Source organism: Rosenbergiella collisarenosi (genome assembly GCF_018494085.1).
Lineage (GTDB): Bacteria > Pseudomonadota > Gammaproteobacteria > Enterobacterales > Enterobacteriaceae > Rosenbergiella > Rosenbergiella collisarenosi.
The window spans coordinates 43,119-67,717 of the sequence record NZ_JABBFP010000011.1 but is presented as its reverse complement, the minus strand read 5'-3'; the positions used below and the strand labels follow the sequence as shown (position 1 = coordinate 67,717).

Here is a 24,599-nt window from a genome sequence, read left to right as displayed (position 1 = left end):
GGATGTTTTTTATACAGAACGAAGTGCGATGCCAGTGAAACATCCCGTTCAGGGACTGCTGACATCGCACCGATATTAAATCCTGGACTGACTAACAGAGAAGTTCCATGTATCAGCGAAGTATCAGTAGTGGCTGTTGGGTTTTTTCCAGCATCTCAGCGGTATGACTTCCGAGGAAAAATTGCTTCAGTCGGGAGTGCCCGTAAGCACCCAACACTATCAGATCGATATCATTTTCTTCCCCATACCGAATAAGCGCATCCCCGACAGACTGATCTGTAAGCTGCACGCAGCTGGTTTCGATACCTGAATTACGTGGAATTTGTTGCGCGATCCGAAGTTCACCTTCGTCACCATTTATCATGACAATATGACAGGGCAGATCTTTCAGTAGTGGGCTCACTGTCAGGCGCTCCAGATTTTTCCTGCTTTCTTCACTGCTATCATAAGCAAACATCACTCTGGATGGTGTCGAGAACTTATCTGGAACAACCAGTAGGGGTTTCTTCTGTAAGTGGATCACGTTTTCCAGATGAGAGCCTACCTGATGTTCAGAGCCTTTGCGGCCCAGTACCATAAGACGTATATCGCTCAGTTCTGCTAGGATTTCATCCGGATCACCATGCTTTTGCAACGACATCACATCCTGGCTCCCCTGCTGTTGAAGTAACCTGGTGCAACCTTCGAGTATTGATTTTCCCTGGGCCATCAGCAGACGGTTTCGTTTGCCTTCGATTTCCACAAGTTCTTCCGTCAGCAATTGTTGGCTGTCGATGCCGAGGGTTCCGCTCAGAGCAGAAATTGCGGGATTATTATCTTTTTCGATAACGTGCAATAAGGTAAGCGGTACACTAAAGGTGCAAGCAGCCCATGCAGCATATTCACAGACAGAACGTGTTGATGGCGAACCATCCACACAGCCCGTAACGGTATTTTTCATGTTCTTGTCTCCTGACTGTTAATGGCCACCCATCAGCTTTTCCACTTCATCGGATTTGTCGTGAACTCCGAAACGATCAATGATAGTACGGGTGGCTTCATTCATCCCTCGGATCTCAACGTCAGTCCCTTCCCGTCGGAACTTTATGACGACCTTATCCAGTGCGCTGACTGAAGTGATATCCCAGAAATGGGCATGTGAAACGTCTATCATCACATTCTCAATCGCTTCATGGAAATCAAAATGGCTGGTAAAGCGGTCTGATGATGCAAAGAATACTTGGCCGGTGACGGTATACGTCCGGATCGTCCCCTCCAGAACGGAGGTTACCCTCATAAACTGGGATACTTTAGTGGCAAAGTTGAGCGAGGCTATCAGTACGCCGGTCAGCACACCAAAGGCCAGGTTATGTGTCACAACAACGACGGCGACAGTAGCGAGCATGACCACACTGGTTGAGAGTGGATGGCTGCGCAGATTGGTAATGGAACGCCAGGAGAATGTCCCGATGGAAACCATGATCATCACCGCAACCAGTGCCGCCATTGGGATCTGCGAAACCCAGTCCCGCAAAAATACAATCAGACAAAGCAGTACCACGCCCGCCGTGAGGGTTGAAAGCCGTCCACGGCCACCGGATTTTACGTTAATAACGGATTGCCCAATCATCGCGCAGCCTGCCATTCCTCCAATAAAGGATGTGCAGATATTTGCAATACCCTGAGCTTTGCATTCCCGGTTTTTATCGCTTGGCGTGTCGGTCATGTCATCCACGATAGTGGCGGTCATCATCGACTCAAGAAGGCCAACAACTGCAAGTCCGGCAGAATACGGTAGGATGATAGTGCGCGGGGTTACTTTACCTAAAGCAGAAGTTATTGCTTTAATGCAATCAGCTATAAAAAATGGCGATGTTAGGATCAGAGGGAATTACTCTTCTAACTATTCTCTAAGAGGCGATGGTACCGTAACGACTGTTGATGATGTGCTATATGAGATTGCTCTCTGGGGGGGCCGGTGAAGATTTTGATTACGATAAGTTTCCCCTTAAAACTGAAGAAATCCTTAAAAGCAATTATGACATCTATCCTGATTCACTTAATGAAGCCATCTTTCATAAAAAGATCACTAAAGCAAAATGGTTAGATTAAGAATTGCGCATAGAACGATGGCAAGTAAGACTGACCGTTACAGGCCTGTAATACCTCAAGATGAAGTAGGATTGCCCCAGATCGAGTCTGAGGCTCAAACACTACTTTTGATTTATATTAAACTGATTTGGCATACCATTTACGCCTCTATGCCCCAAACCTGTAGTTGATGGGTTCACTACATTAGATGGGTCCTGGAATGATCTCATTGATGATTTAGCTACATTATTCGAGCCGAATGAATTACCTTGAAATGTATTTTTTGAGCTTTGGCTCTCGCCTGAATAGGAATAAAACCTTCCTTTTTCATCTAGTTCCATATTGAGGAAAAACATAGAAAACAGCACTACCATCACTACTAATATAACCAGGAATAAAAGACCAACATCTGCCCCAAAATATGCAGAAATGACTATCAAGGATATGATTGATGCATTATGCACAACTCCATGTGTTTTTGATAAAAGCAATATCAATCCAACCAATAGCACCGATACAAAACCGGTCCTTTCTTGTAATCCCCCATAATAGAAAGTCACTAATAAAACAGATACACAAAGAAATAATGTTATTTTTATAAAGATTTTCATAAAAACCTCTTCCGTAGTACTACCTATTGGTAAGGGCACTTTCATTAAACGCTAGGTTAACTCTGGTGGGTTACTATTAGAGATGAAAACCTACTCGCTTTCCTGTTGGAAGCGTTATATCGATGCTCAGCTCACCACCTAATGCAGCAACATACCGTTTTAAGGTCGATAAGCGCGGATCGTTATCTGGACGCTCCATTTTGGCTATAGTCGGCTGAGATACGCCAATCGCCTGAGCAAGCTCAGTCTGTGAGATACTCAGTTCTTCACGCAGCTGGCTTAACACCACTTCCTGACGCAAGGCCTCTACTTTCTCTTTGATACGTTGCTGACTTTCAGGACTTTGTTTTGCTAAGAGTTCTTTATAAGAGGACATATTACTTCTCCAAATTGGTCAAATGTTTTCGGTATTCATTTTCTGCAAGGCGGAGCATGTCACGATAAAACCGCTTTTCGTTTAAGCCTGTCTTATCACCGGCACATAACACGATAGCCCTACGGATCGGGTCAAAAGCAAAAAAGGCACGTATCGGATTCCCCGCATGTTGTACCCGCAGCTCTTTCATATTAGGAATGTCAGAGCCTTTTAAGGTATCCACATAAGGTCTACCTAACTGCGGTCCCATTTCCTCAAGAACGCCAATAGCAGCCAATACATCTTCTCTTAAGCTCTCTTCCTGCGCGAGAAACCACTCATCAAAAACGTCTGTTGTTATCACTTCCCACATGGAAAAACCTCATTCCTTTTACTCAGTAAAATTATAGCATAAAGGCTATAAAGCGGAATATCTAAGTAGTGTTTAATCACCATTTTGGGCACAATAACCTGTGCGAATTCGGATTATTTACATCACGTTCTGTACGAAAAATGAGGGCAAATGATAGCAGATGAAAAGCTTCAGAATCAGACCCCACTAACTAAAGAAGAGTTGAAGTGGGAGGGTAGCGTACCGAGTAAATTGTTTGATCTTTACGTTCCTGACGTTAAAGCACTTAGATTAAAAGCTGGAATGAGCCATGAAGAATTTGCCAAGGCACTAGGCGTATTAACGCCATTGATTGAAAGCTGGGAGTCTAACGTAAGATGCCCTAGTGGGGCTGCCCTGAAGTTACTCGTGGTCATAGAAAAGCATCCAGAAGTGTTGCAGCTATGTATCGACTCATAGGTGCTACCGAGGCAACTCAGGTATTTTTAAAAACAATGAGAGAGTATGAATGGTGAAATTCTTAGATAAGCTTTTGGGAAAGAAAGGCCATAGTCCTTCTGAGGGCGCAGAAAGTGTTGTCGAACCTGATCTCACTATTGCGAGAGCCAATAACGAAATGCAATTGCATACGCAATCTGCGATTGCTATGTGGGGTATCGATACCGCTGTATGGAGTGTTGACCTTGATATAGGGACGATAACCTTCACTAATGACGAAAAAGGGATCATCGTCACTGCACCTGTTCAAGTCATTGGTACCTACGATACCCAACAAGATACCTGGCTGTGGGGGTGGGACCATCCATCAGTAAGCGAGTCGATTGGAGAGTATGCTCAGCGTGTACGTGAGTTCGGTGAACAATATAGCCTGGAAAAACTGACGACACGTGAAATCTCAATATCTATTGATGAGGCATGGGAGTTTACCGCTTTAGCTTGCCATCTGAACGGTGATCGAGGGGATACAGAGGCTTGTATTCATTGTGTATAGGCTTTTAACAGTACAAAAGTTAGCAGAACAGAGATATTTAAGGGTTATCGATATAACGAAGTTGCAGCCAATCAAAGGTGGGTTAGCCAATGGGCAACGATAGCAGGTCAAATAAAATTATTTCTGATAGTCAATATGGATTAACGAACAAAACCGTTTTCTTAATTACCTAACTGAATTTTATTATATTCTGCTCGCAATTATAAACTGACACAACATTTGATAATTTAATATTCATAATATCTCACAGAAAATAAATTTAAAAATAAGAACAAAATTCCACAATAGAATTACGAGAAATACAAATAACAAAAAATTAAATATTTATTTCATATGTTCACTATAAGTTATTTATTGTGAAATTAACGAAAGCACCATCATTGTAATCAGGGTGTTAAAAATTAAAAATTTTACCTACATGCTTATTGAATAAATTAAATACTGCAATATCAATAATATTATATATTTTAGGAAGCGCCTATATTTAAACATGATAAGACTAATAATAAATTTACGAATAATTAGCTTGCTCACTTTATTGCATGATAGATTACAAGATCGAAATATAAATATTAGATATACCTATATTCACGAGGATAAAGACACACATAAATATAAGATTTTTATACTTACGAAATGGCTTTTTTAAGAACATACATCTATGTTTTTTTTGTAATTAGGAATTAGGTGGCTGTGAAAGTAAATCATTCATACTTTTTTACATTATGGGAGAAAAAATATAATAAAAATGAAATCTATTTACGTTATGTTTATCTTACTTCGAAAAAGGAGCATTAAATGTCAAAAAAACTTAGATGTACTGTACTAACTATTGCAATGAGTGTAGGTATGTCATCTGCATTTGCGGTTGGATCAACAACTACGACTGGTGATATAAATACAGGCGAATTGAATAAATATAAAATTCACGAAATAGATGATCAAAATGGTTTCGTATATAACTATATGAGATCAAATTCAGAATCTGTTAGTGAGTCTGATGCTGATTATATTCTCATTGGTCAAGATATTAATGTAAACACTACTAATATTAATAAAATTAAAACTTATCTTTCACAGGGGAAAAAAGTAATATTTGATGGATTGAGTACTGGATCAAGCGCAAGCAAAACAGCCATGTCAGTGATGAAAAATTCTATTCAAGCAGATGCAGTGATGTTTAGTGGTAGTTTAGAAGATAAAAATCTTGCTATGACACCAATTATTTCAAATGCAAATAATTATGATATAAAAAAATTAGACACGGAAGAAAGGCCACAGAATAACAATACAGTTGAAAATATTTTCTCCCAATAGGAATAAAAATGAATAAAAAATTATCGTTATCACTAGGGTTAATGATTATCACTGTTTCAAATGTCTCTTTGGCAGGTCAGTGTACACAAGATAGTGGCCCAGTATTTCTTACAAAAGATTCGAAAGCATTTGAGACTAAATATAATAGAAAAACCTGGGAAGATTGGATATGGCGGGGGCCTGTGTTCAAGTGTCCCACTACAGGTACAAATAACTGTACATATATGTGGGGGCAATCTCAGACAACAGGTTATAGCTGGGGAGTGGGAGTGACTCTGAATCTTGACAAAATCCCTGTCATTGGTGGAGCACTGAGCTTAATTGGAGTTAACGGTAAATACGATCGTCAACAAAGCTATACAACTAATTACAGTTGGAATGTTCAAATGTCCCCAGGGTACTTTGCTCAACCAATCCAAGTAGTTGATAGACGGTGGGTCACAGGAAAATATCGAGGGGCCATAGTGCGGAATTATAGTAAAAAATGCGCGCAACCTTCGCTGACGTTTTATGAGTGGGATGGGAATGCCGTTGCAGGACGTTGGAATGCTAATGTTGAAGTAAGCCGATACGCGACATATAACATCCATAAATAATGTGATTATAGGCTAATTTGTTTATCACGATTAGCCTCCTTAGGTAACAAAATTTTAATGAAGAAGAATATTCTATTCTTATTATTTCTTTATGGATCTTATTCGTTAGCTTCGCCATTAACGAGAGAAGATATAGGATTTAGTAAACAAACAATTCATCCCCCGCATTATAGTGGTGAATGGGTTGTACCTGAAAAACAAACGTTGAAATCTGGAATAATGAATTGGGTATCTTCTCAGCAATGTGATAATCCTAAAATAGATCGATGGTCTCTTAAATGGCTGACCAATGTCGATTACCGCATAGATGAAGCGCTTTCATTCGAAGGTGAGTTACACGATGCATTAGTATCTGTATTGAATCTATATAGGTTTGCACCGAAGCCATTAAAAGCAAAAGTTTATAAAGAACAATGTTTAATTGTTATTTATAGTCCAGGTGATAATTGAATTGGGATACTTCATATTTGTCGTTTTCTTATCGTTTGTTTTTTATGCATGTGAGGTTGACTATCCAACCACGCTCGATTTGGAAAAAATGCGTTCCGCTGAATATGATGCAAGATATATCGTAGATTATGTTGATGAAATAAGTGAGTTGCAATATAAGTATCCAGAGTTACCGATTACAGAAATTCCTAGTCTGATAAAAGAAAAAGAGGCAATTAGAATATTTCATGTTAGCAGTGATGAAAAACTTTACCTCTGGGTAAATAATGAAGATTCCCTTTACTCCTCACTGAATGATGCGCTGGGTGGAAGCTTAGTCCTAGGATATTATAAGCAAGGCGTCATTCTTAATTCATTTGGTAGCATCGTTGATGCTCGACCTCCTCAGGGTATTACCGAGGGGAGTTTAGTTCTAATTTTTAGGAATTAATATGTTAATTAGTAGAAGAAATATAATCTTGGTTGCTACATATCTTTTATGTTCACAGATGACAGCTTGCAACAGTTGGGAAAATATAAGATCTGCTGATGAGCATGTTTATGATATTGAACGCCAAGGTGGTAGAGATATTAAAAATCAAACTAAAGATGATGTCGTTAGTGATATCCCTTCGCAATGGGTTAACTTGACGCCTATATCGAATAATATTGAAGAGGATGAAGAGCACGATATACCAGACTGCAATGTAATTATTAATCACCCTAGTAGCGTCTCAATTAATTATTTAATATCGTTCCTAAGTGAACAATGTAATATCCCTATATCGTTAACGCATGATGCAATGAATGCTATGGCGGCCGATAAGAAAGCACCCTCATCACAAGATTATAACCCATCAGCAGCCGAGGGGGACTTACCGACCCCAAATGATGATAATAAAGATTATCTGCAAGAAAAAAACTCAGACCATCTGGATGGGATAACTTGGAATGGTAATTTGAATGACTTGTTGAATAATATCACTGGACGTCTTGGTTTGGGGTGGAGATATCTACAAAATAGAATTGAAATATATTATATCGATACAAGACATTTCCCGATATTATTTATGGACAGTAAGGCTAGTTTTTACTCAAAAATACTTAGCGGCACGACGTCATCCAATGATAGTAGTGGTTCTAACTCGAATGTAGCATCAAATGATAATAATCAAGACGGTAGTAAAAATGACGGAAACACTAATCAATCAACGACGATGGAAATAAAATCCAGCTTATATGATGACGTAAGTAAGAGTGTCAAAATGATGTTAACCCCAGAAGTAGGGAGAATGAATCTGTCCGCGGGGATGCTCACCGTTATGGATACACCTTCGGTATTAGCGAAAGTGAACCGTTATATTAATGATAGAAATAAAGAATTGAATCGACAGGTTATGCTCAATGTTCAAGTGTACAGTGTGGAGAAACAACAGAAAGATCAGTTGGGCATTGACTGGAATGCAGTGTTTAAAGATAGCTTAGGATTCTCTTTTACTAATGCCTATACCGAGGCTTCTGCAGCCATGATGAGTGGCGGAGTTTCAATACTTGATGGTAAGTCAAAGGGCAGCAGTGCTTTCATTAAGGCATTAGCGCAACAAGTAAATGTTAGTATGTTAACTCAAGCGTCAAGTATGACCACGAACTTATCTGCAGTACCAATCCAAGTCGCGCTTCAGCAAGATTATGCGTCCAACGCTTCCACGGAAAATACAGCGAATGTTGGCTCATCCAGCAGTATTAGTAAATCCACAATCACTACAGGTTTCAATATGACTGTTTTACCCTATTTGATCCCTAATAGCTCTCGCATGCAAATCCAATTTTCGATAAATATGTCTGATGAGCCCACAATTAGAACATTCAAGAGCGAGAATACCTCTGTAGAGTTAATGAAAACTCGCCTAAAAACGTTTAATCAACGAGTGATTATGTCTTCGGGTCAAACTCTCGTCCTAAGTGGTTACCAGTCCCTGAATAATACTGCTGATCATCAAGGTGTTGGATCATCACATTTCTTCGCGCTGGGCGGGGGAGCAGAAGGTGATGAAAATAAATCGATGCTCGTGATATTGATTACCCCGGTTGAGAGTAACTAATATGAATCAAGGATCCTTATTAGGTAAATATAAGATTACTATTAATAATAGGACCTTTGTTGCTGGCTTGGTGTGGCATTATTGGCCAATTAAAAATCATCGATTATTACGTATGCAAGCTAAATCGGAAGGTGCTGACTATTGGATAGCTGCTCATTATGACAATTCAACTCAAGGACGACTTCTTGGAACATTAAGTCTTGATAGTTCATTACCATTGAAGAAAAATGAAAGGGTTTATTCTTTAGCGTTAGCTATGGTGGATTTATTACCTGAAAACAGTTATATAATATACCGATTAGCGAAAAACCTATTCTGGTTTGTTGCAGTGCATAATGGTAACCTTTCCCTTTATAGTGACGTGATAGGCACCCTGGAAGAAGTTATAACGTATAAAAATAATTTCGTAAAATTTGTTCCCATAGAGGGCGAGTGGAATTTTTTTTCTACTGAAAAAAATCATGAAAGTAAAAATAGCCTCCCTGAGTTAGAGGCATTTTTTTCACAACCGGCCATTTCTTATAATCGATATAAACTTAGGTGTGTTAGCCGGAAAAATCTGTGGCGCTTGAGTAGTATGGTTATTGTTGGGAGTGCTGCGCTATTCTCTTATCACTTTTTTCATATGCAGCAACTTGAAAAAGAGAGAATTGAACAGGCGCAATCTATATTGCTTGCGAGAAAGCATGAGAAAAAAAATCCTCCACAACCATGGCGCAAGCTCCCTACAGCACGAGAATTTTTGACTAAATGTGATAGGGTACTTAAAAATACACCACTATTTATTGCTCAGTGGGAGTTCAACAAAGCGAAGTGTTCTGTTGATTCTACAATTGAGATGCAATATTTATTACATCAACAAGGTCGAGTAAATGATTTTACTGAACGGTTATCATTTTATTATGGTCATGACATTACACCTATCTTTAATATTCCAGGTGGTGGTGACGTAGCGCAATTCACGTTAACTTATCCATTGTTATTGGACAGTAATAACGCTGAACAAACTATTCCTATAAATAAACAACAATTGGTCACTTTTGCCCAGTCCTTCGATCTACAGTTGAATATCAATACTAATGATGGTGATAGGAGTAAGGGGGTAGAAAACCCATGGACAATGACAAGGTTTACATTGATTTCCTCAATGCCGCCTATCAAATTCATTGAGTCTCAAGTGTTTAATAATGATCATATGCGACTCACTCAATTGACTATCAATAAGAAAGGCACAACTATGGAATATACTTTGACAGGTGTTATTTATGAACGTTTTTAAAATGTTACCTGTTGGCTTCACAGCCAGATTTCTAGCTGTAATTTTTATAGGTCCTGCATCTATATTCTATCCGTCTACCCTATTAGCTGACGAGCAACCACTGACTTTAGGCCAGTTAGAAAAATTACAAGCTGAAACCTTGCTTTATGAAGCGCAGCTCAATCATGACAAAGCGCTTGCTGCATTGAATACGCAAAAGCCAAGTCAGCCTTTAGTTTCCCCTGCTACAGCCGATACTCATCAATCGGACAGACCGCCTATGGACTCGAATACTGAAATTCAAAGGCATTCTTCGCAGTCAGATAAATCATGGCAGGTGATAGAGGTTACTGGCAATAGGTACAAAATAGTGGCGGCTTTGTTACTGCCATCAGGGGCGGTGCTTTCGGTGACACGAGGTACTGTGCTGCCTGATAGTAATTTCTATATCGAGAACATCGGTCCTACTCGAGTGACGGCCAGAGATACGGCTGGGCACGTTATCATTTTACCCTTTAAGCGGTAGGCATTGGGAGGCGCTATGTTAGGGTATGTATATATCGAGGCTCTACCCGATGAGCAGGTGACGGTGTTCTATTCCCAGGACCATCTACATGAACCTGACACACAAAATACATTATCGCAGGTGTTGAAGAGTACTCCCAATGCTTGCTTCACATCAGTACCGTTAGAAGAATTACGTAATTTACAAAAGAAAGGCGTCGGTAATCTTTCTGAAAAAGCGATGAGTTCGGAGCAGCAAGCGAAAGTCGTCGCTTTTTTTAAGATGGCAAAACAAAAAAAAGCCTCTGATATTCATTTTCTAATAGGAATGAATGATGTCTGCATTGTTCAGCTGCGAATTCACGGAGAATTGCAAACCATTGCACAATTGGAGAAGCAAGAAGGATTGACCTTAGCGTCTACAATCATCATGTCGATGTGTGATGTAACTGAAAAAAGTTTTAACCCAAATCGTCCTCAAGATGGTCGAGTTCGTAAAGAGTTTTTAAATGAATTAGGTCTGTTTGGCGCAAGATATGCACATACGCCTGCTGAGTTTGGTTTATATGTTGTAATGCGAGTCTTACCTGATGATGGAAGTCAACCACCGACCTTGGAAGAATTGGGTTTTTTACCACAACAACGATTACTCATCGAACGTATGCTTGCTCGTCCAGAAGGGATCATTATCATTTCTGGGCCGACTGGATCTGGGAAAAGTACTTCTTTACGTTCTTTTAGTGACTATTATCTAACGTTAACCAATTATCAAAAAAGGCTCTATACCCTTGAAGATCCTCCTGAGGGATTAATTTATGGTGCAGTACAATCCCCTGTGATTGCGGACAAGAGCGATCCAGATGCGGTGTCACTGGCTTGGACAAGGTCTATTTCAGCTTCATTACGGCTCGATCCCGATGCTATGATCATTGGGGAAATAAGAGATTCCCACTCTCTTCGTTCGGCACTCACTGCGGCCAAATCTGGCCACCTCGTACAAACCACACTGCATGCCAATGATGCGTTAGGAATTATTGATCGTCTCACCGATACATTAGATGTTCCATTAAATCATGTAGCGGATGCGGATGTTTTAATAGGTTTGATTGCTCAACGATTGATACAACTACTCTGTCCATTTTGCAAACAAGATTGGACGAAAGTTTGTGGTCAACTTACCCCAGAACAATCACAATTTATTCTTCGACATTGCGATCCCGATAAAGTTTTTTTTCGTAATCGCGAGGGTTGCTCTCATTGTGTAACCGGCATTACCGGAAGAAAAATAATTGCAGAAGTGTTAAGTCCAGATGCCGAGTTCATGACACGCTATCGCCAAGTAGGCAAGGCCGCGGCTAAGCATTACTGGCTAACCTCCTTGCAAGGAATAACTAAGCGTCAACATGCTGAGTATTATTTAAATGCCGGCTTGGTTGACCCTTTCGATCTCGATAACCAAAGCCCATTGGATGAAAAAGGGTGGCAATTCCTCGACGAGGAGGGGAGCTGTAATGCTTAAATCAGCGGGTAAATGGATCCCTATTTTTAATATGGCTAGGGCTCTTGATGGGAAGAAAATCAGCAGATGGCTTGCGATTAAAACGTTTTCGACAAAAGATCGAATCGATCTATACGAAGATATTTCCTTCCTATTAGAAAATAATCTTAAGATGGAAGATGCGCTGGTTTCGATGATTGAAAGTCAGAAAAACAAACAGTCTGCCCAGTGCTGTTGTTTGCAAGATATGTTAACTGCATTGAAAAAAGGGAGTTCACCTGATCGGGGTCTTATAGGCTGGATCCCAGTTCAAGAGATGGTTCTGATACAAGCCGGTAATCAAGATGGTAATTTTGCGCAGTCATTCAAACGTGCCATGACGATTGCTCAAGCAAATGCAGAGATGCGATCAGCCTGTTTTTCCGCACTCTCCTATCCAACTTTATTATGTTTCTCATCGCTAATTATGATGTATATGGTCGACACACGTTTTCTACCTAGATTGGCGACTATGGTACCAGAATCAGAATGGACGGGCGCACTTTGGTGGTTATCATTAATTTCTGATGCGATTATCAAACATATTCTGCTTATTGGTCTTATTTTGTTTTGTACAATCATAGGGATTGTTATTTCCCTAGATAATTTGACTGGTACGATTCGTTCAAGATTTTTAGATTCACTCCTCCCTTGGAGTGTATATCGTGATGTACAAGGCGTTGCTTTTTTGTTGAATTTTACTTCCTTAATGAAAGCGCAAATTAAAACCTATGATGCATTAGTGATGTTATCTCGGCATGCATCACCTTGGTTATTTGAACGTCTGACTGCAACAATAATGCAAATCAAGCAAGGAAAGCAGATAGGACAAGCCTTTAGAGATAGTGGTTATCGATTTCCCTCTCCACGTTCAATCGATAGGCTAGTTTTACTCACTCGTGGAGATAGGAACGAAAATATTATAGAGAACTTTGCGTATCATTGGTTAAAACAGACCATCTCTAAAATCAAAAAGATAGCTTCGTTATTATCATATATAGCGTTATCGATGAATGCGTTGTATATGGTTTTGATTTTATTATCAACACAAGATCTAAATAATTTAATTAGCGTAAGATAAGGGTAATGTAAAATGTTGAATAAAAAGAAAAATATCGATTCAGGTGCAATTTCTCTTTTTGAAGCGGGGATTTGGATCACAATATCGCTCGTTGTCTTAATTATTGGCATTAGTTTAGGGGGAGGGTTATTCAGTAAGAACGATACTAATACAGAGCTTAGTAATATCAGCGAATTAATGAATAATACCCGTACTATGTTGAAAACCAATGGGGTATATAATTTTGATAAGCAAGAATCAATGATAGGTTCATTGATCCAATTCGGGGGTGCCCCAGGCAATATGTCTGTTATCGGTGATAAGACTAAAGGAAATGCTCGGCTTCATAATGTATGGGGTGGGGATGTGTCATTGGCAACGAAAACGGATGATAATGGAGACGCAACAAAATTCGTCCTCAGCTACGCCGGAGTCCCACAAGAAGCCTGCATTACATTGGTTGAGAAATTAAGTACGATGAGTTTTATTCAAGAGGTGGACATTAATGGAAACATTAATCAAGGACAAATTAGTGCCGGAAGTGTCGGCGCGCAATGCGTGACGAAAAATAGCGGGCACCAAGATAATAATATTTCATTCATTAGTAATAATTGAAATTAGACGATATGAAAATATTCGTTTTTCTAGGCTGTATGATGATAATTATTTGTCATGCGAAAGCGAGCGATGAATGTTTTCAAACGGCCGGGCAACGCTATCATATTTCACCCTATCTGTTGAAATCTATAGCCCTGGTAGAAAGCGGTAATTCAACTAAGAGTATAAATATTAATAGGGATAGAAAGGGTAAAGTCATTAGTTTAGATTATGGAGTGATGCAAATTAATGATATGCATTTTACTGAACTTCGCCGATTAGGGATCCCTACAAGCAGTAAGGATCTTTTAGAAAAAAAGTGCCTTAATATTCAGATTGGTGCATGGATACTCGCTCAGCACTTACGTCATTGCGGGCAGACGTGGGAGTGCTTAGGTTCTTATAATGCTGGCTTTAGTAAAAAAAATAAACTTTTGAGAAATATCTATGCAAGAAAAGTCTATGCTACTTGGTTAAAGATCAGAGAGAGATAAATTGGAGGAAGTAATTGTATAGCTTTTTTCTGTTTGGGTTTTTGTTAAGTCTGATTTTACTCGTTACAGCCGAGATTCTTGCCTTATTGTTCATTGAATTGAATAAAGGGAAATATCTCTCTAAAAAAGAGCTATTCATATCGAGGGCGATATTTTTTTTGTATTATTATTTTGCTGGTAGAAATATAGCAAATGGAAATAATCATGATATATTTGTTTTTTTTGCTTTATTTTTCTGGGGATACCTCTTTACTTATTTAGACATTAGTAACCATTGGCTTCCAAGGAGGTATACCATGTTATTTTTAATTACGGGAATGATCGGTAATGTCGTGTCCCACAATTTTAATTATAACATCCAATTGATAATCTCTGGTAGCTTATGCTTCTTAATATTACTATCAATCAGACAGTCAATTATTCAACTTTCTAAGAAAGAAGCTATAGGAATGGGTGATGTATTCATTATTAGCGGCTGTTTTTTTTGGTTCAGTTGGCAGGTGGCTGCCTTTTTTTCAGGGCTTGCTTTTTTCTTTCTATCTTTAATTTCTGTGTTATTAAATAAAAATAGGTTGCCCTATGCTCCATTTTTATTTTTCAGTATAGCACTTGTTTATCTGGTAAAAGATCGGTGGTTGGTTTAATTTATCGGGAGGATAAATGAGTATAGATCGTGGTGATACATTATTTTCATTAAGCTTAGTGTTGGCGGTAATTTTGATCGCAGCACCGATAGGTTATCAACGTTATAGCAATTATTTAGAAACCCAAGAATGGGAGTTAACTGCCTCTCAGATGGAGATTATTTCATTAAGTGCTAAAAGATATATCAAAGACCATTATAACGATTTATACCTAAAGTTTGAGAGTGAGCAGATTTTTACGCTCGATGCGGAGGTTTTACAGCAAAGCGGGTATTTACCTATAGGCTATACACTTAAAAATAATCAAGGGCAGAATTATAAAATTCTCATTTCCAAAAATAAAAATAATAACATGATGAATACATTTATCGTGACGACAGGAGGGCGGAGCCTTCCATTTAAAGGATTAAAGTATATCTCCAAAAGGATAAAAGGGGCAGGAGGTTATATCTACGTGGAGGGTATTGCCGATGGGGCAGAGGGTGAGTGGAGTGTCGATTTAAAAAGTTTAGGATTCGATGTAAGCCCTGGTCATTTGGTGAATTATCTTTCCGCTGTTTCACAAAATACGATAAGAGAGGATAGCGATAGGCTTTACCGCTATCACGTTGCCGGTCGCGACGATCTTAATCAAATGCATACCGATATCGATATGGACAAACATGATGTAAAAAATGTTAAAAACATTGACGCTTATAATGGTCTATTTAAAGGAAATATCGGAGGCCAGCGTATTATTGCGCACCAAGCGTTATGGTCTGATGGCAATATAATGGCTCAAGGAGATATTCACAGCTCTGGTGGATGGTTAGTAACTGATCAATCAAAGGGTTGGATAAATATTGATCATCAAGGCGGCTTCTATATGGATGATGATGATTGGGTTAAGTCCTATAAAGGGAAGGGGATTTCGACTACGGGTGAAATTAGAGCAAATAAAATTACTTCTGAAGGACGTCTCACTGCATCCGAATTTATTAAAATTAAAGGTCAAGTTTTTGGCAATCAAGTTTGTGATGAGGACGGATTATTAGGAAGTAGCGATGATGCAACATTGATGATATGCCGAAGAAATCATTGGCAAAAAGCGGGAGGTAATTTAGGTGTTTATAATAATAACGGCCACTTTGTTGGTCAATATTATGGGCTAAATAGTTCTAATGAAACACTATGGATTATTGCAAGCGGAGGGAATTCTATATCCAATAAAGTAGTAAATAAAGGTAAGTGCTCAAATTCATCTTCGCTGGTCGGTTTGGTGGAGGGTAATAAAGTTGGGGAAAACACCAATGATGGTATTGACGCCTTCAGTAGAAGTACTCTTACTTTTCCTGTTCCAGCAAACAGTAAGTTTCAAATTATTTCATCTCCAGGTCGTCAGTATGGATGTAGTCAGGGGGATTTTGTAATAAAGACGTATCAATAAATTGTAATACGCTGGATTAAAATTAAATTATCAATATATTATTTTCTGAGGTAAAAATATGAAAGTATTAAGCTTTATTATAGTTAGTTTATTGATGTTAATGAATTCCTGCTTTGCTAGGAATTTTGTACATCCGGGTATGCTAAGTACAAATGCCGATTTTGACAAAACTAAGGAATTAATATCTCAAAACTTCACTCCCGTTATGCAGAGTTGGAATTTGTTATTAACAAGTAGATTTTCTAATGAAAATTATACTCCTAATGCTAAAAGTTATGTCATACGAGGTAATCCTAGTTGGGGTAAAGACAACTATACTTCACTATATCAAGATGCAGCGGCAGCATACCAGCTGGCATTGCGTTGGAAGATATCCGGCGATGCTAAGTATGCGGATGCTTCAGCACGCATCCTTGATCAATGGAGTACGACCCTTACCGGTATAGGTGGAACGAGTGATAAATTCCTTGTTTCGGGCATTTATGGGTATCAATTAGCTAATGCAGGTGAGATTTTAAGAACTTATAGTGGTTGGACTGGATTAGAGAATCTTAAGTCGATGCTGCTTAAAGTCTTTTACCCTATGAATAGCGATTTCATTAAAAATCATATTAATTATGGGCCTGAAGGAAAGCATTATTGGGCTAATTGGGATTTAGCTAATCTAGCCTCTATGATGAGTATAGGTATACTTACCGACCGTGATGATATTTATCAGCAATCACTTAACTACATCTATGAAGGCGGTGGTAATGGTGCCTTTAAAAATGCCATGTGGAAAGTCTATCCTGAGGGCTTTGCACAAGTCCAAGAAAGTGGAAGAGATCAAGGCCATACAATGTTGGACATTGAATTAATAGGCGTTATTTGCCAGATGGCTTGGAATCAAGGGGATGATCTATTCTCTTATCAAGATAATCTCTTTTTGAAAGCTTCTGAGTATGTCGCTTCTTACAATTTAGGGAATGACGTTCCTTGGACTCTATACACTTCTTCAGATGGTTGGATACAAACGGAGATATCTTCCGTTGCACGGGGAAATGTTAGGCCAATATGGAGTTTGGTTTATAATCACTATCATAATATTTCAAAGCTAGATGCTCCCTATACTTTGCAAATAATGAATAAGGTCGGCCCAGAGTCAGGTGGAGGTAGCTATGGAGGAAATAGTGGTGGTTTCGATCAGCTTGGGTTCGGGACATTGATTTTTAATAATTAATTTCAGTCATTTGGAAATTACTCTGTAAGTTTTGCATGCCGATAATTCTATTTTTAGATTTACAATCAGGAGTGATTTTCATGGAAAAATCCTATTCTGGTAGCCAAATTGTTAATACCCCATAAAAGCTTAAAAGAGCTAGAGGTAATGCCCGTGCTCTTCATCTATATGAGGGAAGAGGTTTTGGAATGACGGGTCTTAATATGAGTAAGGCAATTTTTCGTTATTAATAATTGAAAGTTTCGTATGATTTTCGCCTAAAGCAGAGTGGCAGATTTACCTAAATCTCTACTTTTCAAAACCTGCCAGGTCAAGTCTGAGCTAACACTCCCTACGTCTGCCTTATTTGGTTTAAAGCATTGGGGAAAAATGGTTATATGACATATGTTCTTTGGTCATGCTGCTTTCAAATGCAGTGACCTGAATTCAACAGGGCTGAGGCCGTTCAGCCGCAGCCTTATTCGCTCATGGTTGTAATAGTAGATATAGGCGTCTATGGCCTATCTCAGCCCAAGAATGCTGTTGAATTCCTCCACATAGAGGCATTCGGGTTTGAGCGTGCTGAAAAACTTTCAGTCATTGAGTTATCAATGGCAGTTTCCCTTTTTCGACATGCTCTGTGCCACGCCTACTGCCCGGTTCATGCCCTGATAAGCCGTCATCTGGTACTGCCAGCCTTGGTCAGTGTGCAGCACGGGTGCATCCTCAGGCGTGAGCCGATTCAATGCCTTAACCAGCATCGTATCAACAAGCGCCATCATGGGCCTTTTAGACAGGCTGCGTGCGATAAACTCGCTGTTGAAGGAGTCAATCACTGGGTAGAGGTATAACTTTTCGCCGTTAACAGCGAACTCCGTCACGTCACTCACCCATTTTCCGTTGGCGCTGCTGGACGTGAAGTCGCGTTTCAGACGGTTAGGGGCGATTTTCCTCATCTGACCTTTCCACGAGCGATATTTTCTGACTCGGATAACGACGCGGAGCGACAACTCCCCCATCAGACGCTGAGCAGTTTTGTGATTAACAGGGCCATTACTGCGCCGGAGCGCCAGCGTTATCCGGCGATAACCGTAGCGCCCCTTATGGAGGTGATAAATATCAAAGATTAGTTCTTTCAACGCCAAGAGCTTATCAGCTTTCCTGATAGCGCTGAAGTCATGGTAGAACGTACTACGCGCCATGCCAGCTGCCTTCAGAAGACCATTCAGCCCGTGCCCGCGGCGTAGTTTTTTAATGATAAGGGCTTTCCGGCGCTGAAACTTAGCACTATCCAGCCCTGCGGCTCTTTTAAGCCAGGCGACTTCGGCTCGAAGGTAGCGCAGTTCGGCCTGAGCATCAGGGGAATTATCGTGGGGTGATGGCGGGGAAATGATGTCCTTATGCATGGGTTCTGGCTTTTTAGGTCTTCCGCGTTTTATGCCGGAGAGCGCCCCGGCTCCGGACGCCTGAAAGTGTTTAACCCACTGGTAAACGGTACTTTCACCGGAAAGGTTAAATCTGGCGGTGGCATCGCGAAGCGATAGTTTATCATCGATCACTGCGCGGACAACCTTCAGCCGGAATTCAGGAGTGTAGTCGCCCGCTTTCCAAGTGAGCCCGTCAATGCCATGCGGAAACCCAGCGTCGAACCGCCGTGCGGCCCACAGCAAAACGTGTGGCTGTCTCGCGATAGCCATCGCTGCTGTTAAGATAATGCGTGACGACGGCGAGCCGTAATTCGAGGGAAAACTTTGGATTGCTCACTGAGCTGCACCTTAATCAGTCGAGTGTCCAACTTTTGGGGTGCAGTTCAACTATCAGGGCTTTTTCATGTATGGGAAGTAGCACAAGTTTGAGTGTGGGAAATGGCACAAGTTAACCTGTTATCTTGGCTTTTCCGCTCTCTTTTTCCGCGAAGGTAAAGACGAAATCGCTGTTAGTGTTCTCCGAGTACACAACGGTTAAAACAGTATTTTTATTAATACTAACTATCGAGGGCTCAATAAAAGTACGTTTCATTTCAGCGCGATTGATGCGCTGTGATTCGGGCAAATGAAAACGTTCGGCCAGCCACTCAGGCGAAACGATGAATTGACCGGTACTGCGATACTGGCATAAGCACTCATACAGGCGTATTACGCGCACTGATTTTAGCTTTCCGCAGTCATAGAGGTTGTAAGTTGTGAATTTCGATGAAAGCCCGGTTATATAAGGCATTATCTTCGAATTAAATTCGATAGACCACGCCCCTCGTCCTCGTTTTAACCCCACCTCAGCAAGCCAAGGACGCCGTATTTCCTCACATTCACCATTTGCTGGATAGAACACGACAGAGCTGTTACTTATCGTCTCAATCGCGCTTTTCAAGTCCTTGGAAGCTGTGGATAGACTGACTTGAAAAATTGCCGCATAGTCCGAAACTTTGACGATGTAGGTCGGCTCAAGCGGGTCGGTTTCTGATTTTTGGAATATCTGTCGCAGGCACAACCAAAGCATACGTTTTGCTTGTAAAGGTAGATGATACGCGGCTTCTGTGAGTTCGTTAGACTGGATGATACGAGGACTTTTAGATCTCATGATGCGCCTGTGGGGTTGAATAATTATGCCCATAATAGACTGTTAGCTATCTGAGTCAACTATCGCAAGTGTAAATCATAAACTTGGGGTATTTCCCATAGTAACTTGGGGTGCTTCCCATATTCTCTTGTGCTATTTCCCATGGTTAGTTAGGGCGATTCCCATAATTAGTTGGGGTCATTCCCATATCAAGACTCTACAGGGCTTGGTATCAAAGGGCTGGTGGGCTGCTAAAAGGGGGTAAAGGTAGAAAGGAAAGAAAATGTTATTAAAAGGGTACTGTGGATAAACACAATTTAAATTGTGGTGTTTCCCATAAATCCTGATGCCCAGGGCTTATGGAGTGTATTATCGTGAGATTTTTTTCTTGCTAACTCAGCGAGAAACGCCGAACGGTTTTTATATCGCCCGGACGCTTCAATGTGGCGGTCGATAACACTGAGAGGATTGCGAGGCATTGTTAGATTAAGCTTCTCTGCTTTCGACTCGAATTTTGTTGGATCCCTTAGATAAAAAGTTGTACTGGCAACCCAAAACGCTCAGATAGCCGCTTAATAGCCTCAATAGTTAATGACCGTTCACCATTAAGAATTCGGCTTACCAGTGATTTTTTACTTATTTCGTTTTCAAAATCAGATTGATTTAAACCATACTGATCCATGAGAACGCGAAGCATAGCCACCCCTGTAGGAGTTTTGGCAATGCGCTCATTAAACTCAGCCAGTTCGGGCAGGTTATCTTCATATTCCTCAATTTTTGCAATGAGCATGGTCAGGATGGGTGATTGAGGATCGTTGTCTAGCAGGTACTCAGATAGTTCGAGTGCTTGCTCGTACTCTTTTTCGCTAGAACATCCCCCAAATAGGGGGATGGTTTTAATTAAGTTGTTTACCGTAGACAGGGTTTCAGTGGTAATCATTTTTCGCTCCTAAAGCCAGCAATCAGTTTGTCGTAATCAGTGTGGTTAGTAATGTGTTTTACGTAAACGGTCTGTGTTGGGAAGTCTATCTTTAACATTATCCTGATGTTCCCTCCTCTTACGTCTATTACCCACCATCGCTCTTTGTATTTCATCCTATCGAGGCTTGGGAAGGCTTTCTTTAACTCGTCTGGTGACTTGAAATCACCTCTTTTTAGTATCCTCTATCGCATTCGCAAACTGCCTAAATTGAATTTCAGCTTTACGAAACGGGATGCGACTGATCACCCTCATTCTCTTGCCTTAAGTTGACAACATGGAAACATTATACATAATTCCCAATGGTTGACAACATGGAAACATTAATTAATTCAGCATTAAGGTTTTGATAACGATCCCGAAGAAATGCGGCCAATTGTCAACGAATAACGCATCCACCTTCACGCGACGTTACGCGATTCAGGAGGGGGATCCCCACTATAGGGTAGCTAACTGATTACTCAGGCGCTTGGTTCCTTATGATGACGGCAATGGAGAATCGATTAATTAACTATACTTAACCCGCTGACTTTTAATCGTTTATAGAACGCTAGAGGTAAACATGGCTTTTCCGTCGCCAGCCCAAAATTACACTGAAAATCGGCTAGATTTGAATGATTTCCTTAAGCTTTCAGCGTATTCGCATTACTTCATGATATCCGAAGGCCATTATCCTGCGGTCGGTATTTTGAAAGGTGCCTTACTAATCATCGATAGGGCCTTAAATCCAAAAGATGGGAGTGTCGTTATCGCAGAGATCAACAATGGATTAGAGCTTAGACGTCTAACGTTATCGCACGCTCCAGCCTTAATTAGTCTTCAAAATCCGGACGACATTATAGGGTTAGCTATTAACGATTCGCTTCCCATATGGGGCGTCATCTCGTATGTGCTCAACGACATGGCCGAGTTAGGTTTCAACCCAGTGGGTGATCGATTTCTATCGCGGAATTAAAACTTTCGACTTGCGCTCATAAAATCCATGAATAATACTGTATATGAATACAGTGTTTATAGTTAGGAGGGAGACATGTTTGCGCTTGCTGATGCCAACAATTTCTATTGCAGTTGTGAGACTGTTTTTCGCCCGGATTTAAGGGGTAAGCCCGTTGTCGTGGTAAGCAATAACGATGGTTGCGTCATCGCCCGTTCTGCAGAGTCGAAGAAACTCGGTATAAAAATGGGGGATCCTCTCTTCAAGTTTGACCGCTTTTTCAAACAACACGGTGTACACGTCTTTTCGAGTAATTACGCCTTGTACGGTGATATGAGTCAGCGGATGATGTCGATATTAGGTGAGATGGCATCCGGCCAAGAGATCTACTCGATAGACGAAAGTTTTCTTGATGTTAGCGGAGTTTCTAACTGCATTCCTATAGAAGAATTCGGAAAGCAAATTCGCGCTAGGATAAAAAAAGAGGCTGGTTTAGTCGTTGGGGTGGGCTTTGGTCCAACTAAGACACTTGCGAAGCTTGCTAATCATGCGGCCAAAAAATGGACCAAAACCGAAGGTATTGTAGACATATCCTCCTATACAAGGCAGCAAAAATTAATGGCACTGGTTGAGGTTGATGATGTGTGGGGGGTGGGAGGAAGGATCGAGAAAAGGCTCAATACGATGGGTATCAATACAGCCCTGGACCTTTCTCGCGCGAATCTTTCGATGATCCGAAAAAACTTTAACGTCGTTCTTGAACGTACGGTTAGAGAGTTAAACGGCGAAAGCTGTATAACTCTTGAATATGCGCCACCCCCTAAGCAACAGATAATGTGTTCCCGCTTATTTGGCCAGCGCGTTACCTCTATCGATGAGATGCGTGAGGCGGTCTGTAGTTACGCGACTAGGGCCGCTGAAAAGCTTAGGGAACAGACATCTAAGTGTCAGCATATCAGTGTTTTTATCGCCACCGGTCGGCATAGTAATGAGCCGCAGTATTACAACACAGCCTCACTCACTTGCGAGTATCCCACCAGCGATTCTAGGGACATCATAGGTCTTGCTATGCGCGGCCTAGATATAATCTGGCGAGATGGCTACCGATATGCCAAAGCCGGGATTATGCTCAGTGATTTCTATCAAACGGGGATGGCTCAACTTGATATGTTTAGCGAGCTTCAACCCCGGGCAAACGCCGATTCTCTTATGGCTACACTTGATACGATCAATAAATCAGGGAAGGGGAAAATTTACTTCGCAAGTCAATGAACCGACCAAAATTGGCAAATGAAAAGGGAAATGCTCTCTCCTCGTTACACCGCTTCTTACGCCGATCTACTCACAGTCAAATAACTGCGCGGCGCACCGCCGCCGCCAGCGCCACATCGTCATTTTTTACATACCTCAAATTGGCGGAACCCTTGGCGCACTAAGTGCGCGCCAACGTATGAATTTCGGATTTTTTTAGAAATTTTACAGTTTTTTTAGGAATTCTTAATGCAACAGACTCCGTCTACGTATAGAATTATGTGAAATGCGGAGGAGAAACCATGGCGAATTCTTATATTAAGCCGCTTTCTGCAAGTGAAATAAGCGACGTTGTACGTAAATCGCTGTCTGACACTTCAGTGAGTTTACGCACAAGAAAAAATAATACTGCGTCTGGATACGAAGTGAAGTCATCGAACGGCATCGCGCGTGGCCGGTCCATATTTGCGAAGGCGTTTAATTCAGCTCGTAAAGGATAGTGTTATTTTCTAGTAAAGGCCCCACAAGTTGGGGCTTTTTTATTGTGATGGTGAAAAATGGCAGGACCAGATCAAAAATGGGTCTTTACGGAATTAGTTAAGGACATAAATAAACCTGAACAGCTTATTGCATACGCGCTGTATAAGGCTGATAAAGACGATCAAGCCAGAGATTGCCGCAGACGTGGTTTGACTGAGGTAGAGATTAACCAAGAGCTCTCCAGGTTTCATAATCAATTAGTCGCGTCACAACGCCGCTTACAAACTTATAGGGATCAGGCCAATAAAGCTATCGATACCTTCGTAACAGCGGTAAGTGAAAATATTGAGGCAAAATTTAAAAAACAACAGGCTGACCTTGAAAAAGGTCATAAGCAAGAATTAAAGAGCCATGGTGTTGAATGGCTAAAAAAGGTCAATGATTTTGCCGAAACCCAAAATAAACAACCTTGGTGGAAGACATTAATTAAATGGCTGTTAAGCGGTATACCTGGGCTTTTATCTACGGTAATCGTTGCGGCTATTATCGTCGGTGCTGTTGGACTCTTTAATGGTGCTTCGCGAGGCGTAACCAAGCAAGCCATTATGGATGCGATCAATACGTTGATACCTGATACTCCAGTAGTCGGTGTTACGGACCAAACTGGCTATAAAGACGCCACGAAACCTCATTGACCGACCGTTTGCCACCAGCACTCACGCTGGTGGCGTGACACTGTAACGGCTCCCTATACCTTAAAGCTCCCCCTATCAGTGCTTTGCTTAAAAATTAAACTCTGTTTTTGCCTACTTGCTCAACTACATTTACAGGCCCGTAATTAAAAAAAATTAAGGTATG

The 24,599-nt window shown here is 40.7% G+C and carries 26 protein-coding genes and 4 pseudogenes; 20 read left to right on the top strand and 10 right to left on the bottom strand.

Translation table 11 applies throughout. The annotated features are described in order from the left end of the window. Nucleotides 1-112 precede the first annotated feature (112 nt). The 5 genes and pseudogenes from HGT70_RS14580 to HGT70_RS14560 all read right to left on the bottom strand — a co-directional run bounded on the left by HGT70_RS14580 (nucleotide 113) and on the right by HGT70_RS14560 (nucleotide 3,409). Nucleotides 113-940 (bottom strand): universal stress protein, encoded by an 828-nt coding sequence (locus HGT70_RS14580; RefSeq protein ID WP_214196341.1) that lies wholly within the window; start codon nucleotides 938-940, stop codon nucleotides 113-115. An 18-nt stretch (nucleotides 941-958) separates the two neighbouring features. After that, nucleotides 959-1,783 (bottom strand): annotated as a pseudogene (locus tag HGT70_RS14575) (SulP family inorganic anion transporter); the annotation flags it as partial. A gap of 409 nt (nucleotides 1,784-2,192) precedes the next feature. After that, complete coding sequence (locus tag HGT70_RS14570) at nucleotides 2,193-2,681, bottom strand: hypothetical protein (protein ID WP_214196340.1); 489 nt, start codon at nucleotides 2,679-2,681, stop codon at nucleotides 2,193-2,195. Between the two features lie 76 nt (nucleotides 2,682-2,757). Continuing rightward, complete coding sequence (locus tag HGT70_RS14565) at nucleotides 2,758-3,057, bottom strand: helix-turn-helix domain-containing protein (RefSeq protein ID WP_214196339.1); 300 nt, start codon at nucleotides 3,055-3,057, stop codon at nucleotides 2,758-2,760. A 1-nt stretch (nucleotide 3,058) separates the two neighbouring features. Then, nucleotides 3,059-3,409 (bottom strand): type II toxin-antitoxin system RelE/ParE family toxin, encoded by a 351-nt coding sequence (locus HGT70_RS14560; RefSeq protein WP_214196338.1) that lies wholly within the window; start codon nucleotides 3,407-3,409, stop codon nucleotides 3,059-3,061. Nucleotides 3,410-3,559: 150 nt separating this feature from the next. On the opposite strand from HGT70_RS14560, the gene HGT70_RS14555 reads away from it, so the two are divergent. From HGT70_RS14555 to HGT70_RS14480, 16 genes are all read left to right on the top strand, one after another. Beyond that, a complete protein-coding gene (locus HGT70_RS14555) occupies nucleotides 3,560-3,847 on the top strand; it encodes a helix-turn-helix domain-containing protein (RefSeq protein ID WP_214196337.1) in 288 nt (95 codons plus the stop codon). Between the two features lie 49 nt (nucleotides 3,848-3,896). Next, the gene (locus tag HGT70_RS14550) at nucleotides 3,897-4,379 is read left to right on the top strand and encodes a DUF6882 domain-containing protein (RefSeq protein ID WP_244968960.1); all 483 of its coding nucleotides are present in this window, start codon (nucleotides 3,897-3,899) and stop codon (nucleotides 4,377-4,379) included. 798 nt (nucleotides 4,380-5,177) lie between these two features. Further along, nucleotides 5,178-5,696: a hypothetical protein gene (locus HGT70_RS14545; RefSeq protein ID WP_214196336.1), complete on the top strand. Its 519-nt coding sequence runs from the start codon at nucleotides 5,178-5,180 to the stop codon at nucleotides 5,694-5,696. 8 nt (nucleotides 5,697-5,704) lie between these two features. Then, nucleotides 5,705-6,292, top strand: a complete 588-nt coding sequence (locus tag HGT70_RS14540; RefSeq protein WP_214196335.1) for a hypothetical protein — start codon at nucleotides 5,705-5,707, stop codon at nucleotides 6,290-6,292. A 57-nt stretch (nucleotides 6,293-6,349) separates the two neighbouring features. Beyond that, complete coding sequence (locus tag HGT70_RS14535) at nucleotides 6,350-6,742, top strand: TcpQ domain-containing protein (protein WP_214196334.1); 393 nt, start codon at nucleotides 6,350-6,352, stop codon at nucleotides 6,740-6,742. An 88-nt stretch (nucleotides 6,743-6,830) separates the two neighbouring features. Further along, nucleotides 6,831-7,172 carry a type IV pilus biogenesis protein PilM gene (locus HGT70_RS14530; protein ID WP_214196333.1) on the top strand — a complete coding sequence of 114 codons (342 nt, stop codon included), beginning with the start codon at nucleotides 6,831-6,833 and terminating at the stop codon, nucleotides 7,170-7,172. A gap of 1 nt (nucleotide 7,173) precedes the next feature. Continuing rightward, complete coding sequence (pilN, locus tag HGT70_RS14525; protein WP_244968959.1) at nucleotides 7,174-8,823, top strand: PilN family type IVB pilus formation outer membrane protein; 1,650 nt, start codon at nucleotides 7,174-7,176, stop codon at nucleotides 8,821-8,823. A gap of 1 nt (nucleotide 8,824) precedes the next feature. Continuing rightward, nucleotides 8,825-10,102, top strand: a complete 1,278-nt coding sequence (gene pilO2, locus HGT70_RS14520; protein ID WP_214196332.1) for a type 4b pilus protein PilO2 — start codon at nucleotides 8,825-8,827, stop codon at nucleotides 10,100-10,102. Continuing rightward, the gene (gene pilP, locus HGT70_RS14515; RefSeq protein ID WP_214196331.1) at nucleotides 10,089-10,607 is read left to right on the top strand and encodes a type IV pilus biogenesis protein PilP; all 519 of its coding nucleotides are present in this window, start codon (nucleotides 10,089-10,091) and stop codon (nucleotides 10,605-10,607) included. Before pilO2 ends, pilP begins: the two co-directional genes overlap by 14 nt. Before the next feature lie 15 nt (nucleotides 10,608-10,622). After that, nucleotides 10,623-12,104 carry a GspE/PulE family protein gene (locus HGT70_RS14510; RefSeq protein ID WP_214196330.1) on the top strand — a complete coding sequence of 494 codons (1,482 nt, stop codon included), beginning with the start codon at nucleotides 10,623-10,625 and terminating at the stop codon, nucleotides 12,102-12,104. Next, on the top strand, nucleotides 12,097-13,203 hold the full coding sequence (locus tag HGT70_RS14505) for a type II secretion system F family protein (protein WP_214196329.1): 1,107 nt from the start codon (nucleotides 12,097-12,099) through the stop codon (nucleotides 13,201-13,203). The genes HGT70_RS14510 and HGT70_RS14505 overlap by 8 nt, the downstream gene beginning before the upstream one ends. A 12-nt stretch (nucleotides 13,204-13,215) precedes the next feature. Beyond that, the gene (locus HGT70_RS14500; RefSeq protein WP_214196328.1) at nucleotides 13,216-13,797 is read left to right on the top strand and encodes a type 4 pilus major pilin; all 582 of its coding nucleotides are present in this window, start codon (nucleotides 13,216-13,218) and stop codon (nucleotides 13,795-13,797) included. An 11-nt stretch (nucleotides 13,798-13,808) separates the two neighbouring features. Continuing rightward, entirely contained in the window at nucleotides 13,809-14,273 is a 465-nt protein-coding gene (locus tag HGT70_RS14495) for a lytic transglycosylase domain-containing protein (protein ID WP_244968958.1), read from the top strand. 14 nt (nucleotides 14,274-14,287) lie between these two features. Then, nucleotides 14,288-14,917: a prepilin peptidase gene (locus HGT70_RS14490; RefSeq protein ID WP_214196327.1), complete on the top strand. Its 630-nt coding sequence runs from the start codon at nucleotides 14,288-14,290 to the stop codon at nucleotides 14,915-14,917. 16 nt (nucleotides 14,918-14,933) lie between these two features. Beyond that, the gene (gene pilV, locus HGT70_RS14485; protein ID WP_214196326.1) at nucleotides 14,934-16,343 is read left to right on the top strand and encodes a shufflon system plasmid conjugative transfer pilus tip adhesin PilV; all 1,410 of its coding nucleotides are present in this window, start codon (nucleotides 14,934-14,936) and stop codon (nucleotides 16,341-16,343) included. A 58-nt stretch (nucleotides 16,344-16,401) separates the two neighbouring features. Beyond that, nucleotides 16,402-17,562 (top strand): alginate lyase family protein, encoded by a 1,161-nt coding sequence (locus tag HGT70_RS14480; RefSeq protein WP_214196325.1) that lies wholly within the window; start codon nucleotides 16,402-16,404, stop codon nucleotides 17,560-17,562. Nucleotides 17,563-17,957: 395 nt separating this feature from the next. Here the strand turns inward: HGT70_RS14480 and HGT70_RS14475 are convergent. The 5 genes and pseudogenes from HGT70_RS14475 to HGT70_RS14455 form a co-directional block, all read right to left on the bottom strand. Continuing rightward, nucleotides 17,958-19,305: pseudogene (locus HGT70_RS14475) on the bottom strand (IS3 family transposase). Nucleotides 19,306-19,416: 111 nt separating this feature from the next. Next, nucleotides 19,417-20,118, bottom strand: coding sequence for a replication initiation protein (locus HGT70_RS14470; RefSeq protein WP_244968957.1), 702 nt, complete (start codon nucleotides 20,116-20,118; stop codon nucleotides 19,417-19,419). A gap of 296 nt (nucleotides 20,119-20,414) precedes the next feature. Further along, nucleotides 20,415-20,621 (bottom strand): annotated as a pseudogene (locus HGT70_RS14465) (type II toxin-antitoxin system HicB family antitoxin); the annotation flags it as partial. A 2-nt stretch (nucleotides 20,622-20,623) separates the two neighbouring features. Next, nucleotides 20,624-21,037, bottom strand: a complete 414-nt coding sequence (locus HGT70_RS14460) for a helix-turn-helix domain-containing protein (RefSeq protein ID WP_214196322.1) — start codon at nucleotides 21,035-21,037, stop codon at nucleotides 20,624-20,626. Continuing rightward, on the bottom strand, nucleotides 21,034-21,258 hold the full coding sequence (locus HGT70_RS14455) for a type II toxin-antitoxin system HigB family toxin (RefSeq protein ID WP_342355583.1): 225 nt from the start codon (nucleotides 21,256-21,258) through the stop codon (nucleotides 21,034-21,036). The genes HGT70_RS14460 and HGT70_RS14455 overlap by 4 nt, the downstream gene beginning before the upstream one ends. A gap of 380 nt (nucleotides 21,259-21,638) precedes the next feature. Here HGT70_RS14455 and HGT70_RS14450 point away from each other — a divergent pair, with 380 nt between their 5' ends. The 4 genes and pseudogenes from HGT70_RS14450 to HGT70_RS14435 all read left to right on the top strand — a co-directional run bounded on the left by HGT70_RS14450 (nucleotide 21,639) and on the right by HGT70_RS14435 (nucleotide 24,436). Beyond that, complete coding sequence (locus tag HGT70_RS14450) at nucleotides 21,639-22,031, top strand: S24/S26 family peptidase (protein ID WP_214196321.1); 393 nt, start codon at nucleotides 21,639-21,641, stop codon at nucleotides 22,029-22,031. Nucleotides 22,032-22,106: 75 nt separating this feature from the next. Further along, a pseudogene (umuC, locus tag HGT70_RS14445) lies at nucleotides 22,107-23,366 on the top strand (translesion error-prone DNA polymerase V subunit UmuC). Between the two features lie 197 nt (nucleotides 23,367-23,563). After that, nucleotides 23,564-23,761, top strand: coding sequence for a hypothetical protein (locus HGT70_RS14440; protein WP_214196320.1), 198 nt, complete (start codon nucleotides 23,564-23,566; stop codon nucleotides 23,759-23,761). Between the two features lie 57 nt (nucleotides 23,762-23,818). After that, complete coding sequence (locus tag HGT70_RS14435) at nucleotides 23,819-24,436, top strand: hypothetical protein (RefSeq protein ID WP_214196319.1); 618 nt, start codon at nucleotides 23,819-23,821, stop codon at nucleotides 24,434-24,436. Nucleotides 24,437-24,599: the final 163 nt, after the last annotated feature.

Excerpts from the sequence above, each read along its gene's own strand:
- HGT70_RS14580 (WP_214196341.1), bottom strand. The coding sequence starts at position 940 with ATGAAAAATACCGTTACGGGCTGTGTGGATGGTTCGCCATCAACACGT.
- HGT70_RS14570 (WP_214196340.1), bottom strand. The coding sequence starts at position 2,681 with ATGAAAATCTTTATAAAAATAACATTATTTCTTTGTGTATCTGTTTTA.
- HGT70_RS14565 (WP_214196339.1), bottom strand. The coding sequence starts at position 3,057 with ATGTCCTCTTATAAAGAACTCTTAGCAAAACAAAGTCCTGAAAGTCAG.
- HGT70_RS14560 (WP_214196338.1), bottom strand. The coding sequence starts at position 3,409 with ATGTGGGAAGTGATAACAACAGACGTTTTTGATGAGTGGTTTCTCGCG.
- HGT70_RS14555 (WP_214196337.1), top strand. The coding sequence starts at position 3,560 with ATGATAGCAGATGAAAAGCTTCAGAATCAGACCCCACTAACTAAAGAA.
- HGT70_RS14550 (WP_244968960.1), top strand. The coding sequence starts at position 3,897 with ATGGTGAAATTCTTAGATAAGCTTTTGGGAAAGAAAGGCCATAGTCCT.
- HGT70_RS14545 (WP_214196336.1), top strand. The coding sequence starts at position 5,178 with ATGTCAAAAAAACTTAGATGTACTGTACTAACTATTGCAATGAGTGTA.
- HGT70_RS14540 (WP_214196335.1), top strand. The coding sequence starts at position 5,705 with ATGAATAAAAAATTATCGTTATCACTAGGGTTAATGATTATCACTGTT.
- HGT70_RS14535 (WP_214196334.1), top strand. The coding sequence starts at position 6,350 with ATGAAGAAGAATATTCTATTCTTATTATTTCTTTATGGATCTTATTCG.
- HGT70_RS14530 (WP_214196333.1), top strand. The coding sequence starts at position 6,831 with ATGCGTTCCGCTGAATATGATGCAAGATATATCGTAGATTATGTTGAT.
- pilN (WP_244968959.1), top strand. The coding sequence starts at position 7,174 with ATGTTAATTAGTAGAAGAAATATAATCTTGGTTGCTACATATCTTTTA.
- pilO2 (WP_214196332.1), top strand. The coding sequence starts at position 8,825 with ATGAATCAAGGATCCTTATTAGGTAAATATAAGATTACTATTAATAAT.
- pilP (WP_214196331.1), top strand. The coding sequence starts at position 10,089 with ATGAACGTTTTTAAAATGTTACCTGTTGGCTTCACAGCCAGATTTCTA.
- HGT70_RS14510 (WP_214196330.1), top strand. The coding sequence starts at position 10,623 with ATGTTAGGGTATGTATATATCGAGGCTCTACCCGATGAGCAGGTGACG.
- HGT70_RS14505 (WP_214196329.1), top strand. The coding sequence starts at position 12,097 with ATGCTTAAATCAGCGGGTAAATGGATCCCTATTTTTAATATGGCTAGG.
- HGT70_RS14500 (WP_214196328.1), top strand. The coding sequence starts at position 13,216 with ATGTTGAATAAAAAGAAAAATATCGATTCAGGTGCAATTTCTCTTTTT.
- HGT70_RS14495 (WP_244968958.1), top strand. The coding sequence starts at position 13,809 with ATGAAAATATTCGTTTTTCTAGGCTGTATGATGATAATTATTTGTCAT.
- pilV (WP_214196326.1), top strand. The coding sequence starts at position 14,934 with ATGAGTATAGATCGTGGTGATACATTATTTTCATTAAGCTTAGTGTTG.
- HGT70_RS14480 (WP_214196325.1), top strand. The coding sequence starts at position 16,402 with ATGAAAGTATTAAGCTTTATTATAGTTAGTTTATTGATGTTAATGAAT.
- HGT70_RS14470 (WP_244968957.1), bottom strand. The coding sequence starts at position 20,118 with ATGAGATCTAAAAGTCCTCGTATCATCCAGTCTAACGAACTCACAGAA.
- HGT70_RS14460 (WP_214196322.1), bottom strand. The coding sequence starts at position 21,037 with ATGATTACCACTGAAACCCTGTCTACGGTAAACAACTTAATTAAAACC.
- HGT70_RS14450 (WP_214196321.1), top strand. The coding sequence starts at position 21,639 with ATGGCTTTTCCGTCGCCAGCCCAAAATTACACTGAAAATCGGCTAGAT.
- HGT70_RS14440 (WP_214196320.1), top strand. The coding sequence starts at position 23,564 with ATGGCGAATTCTTATATTAAGCCGCTTTCTGCAAGTGAAATAAGCGAC.
- HGT70_RS14435 (WP_214196319.1), top strand. The coding sequence starts at position 23,819 with ATGGCAGGACCAGATCAAAAATGGGTCTTTACGGAATTAGTTAAGGAC.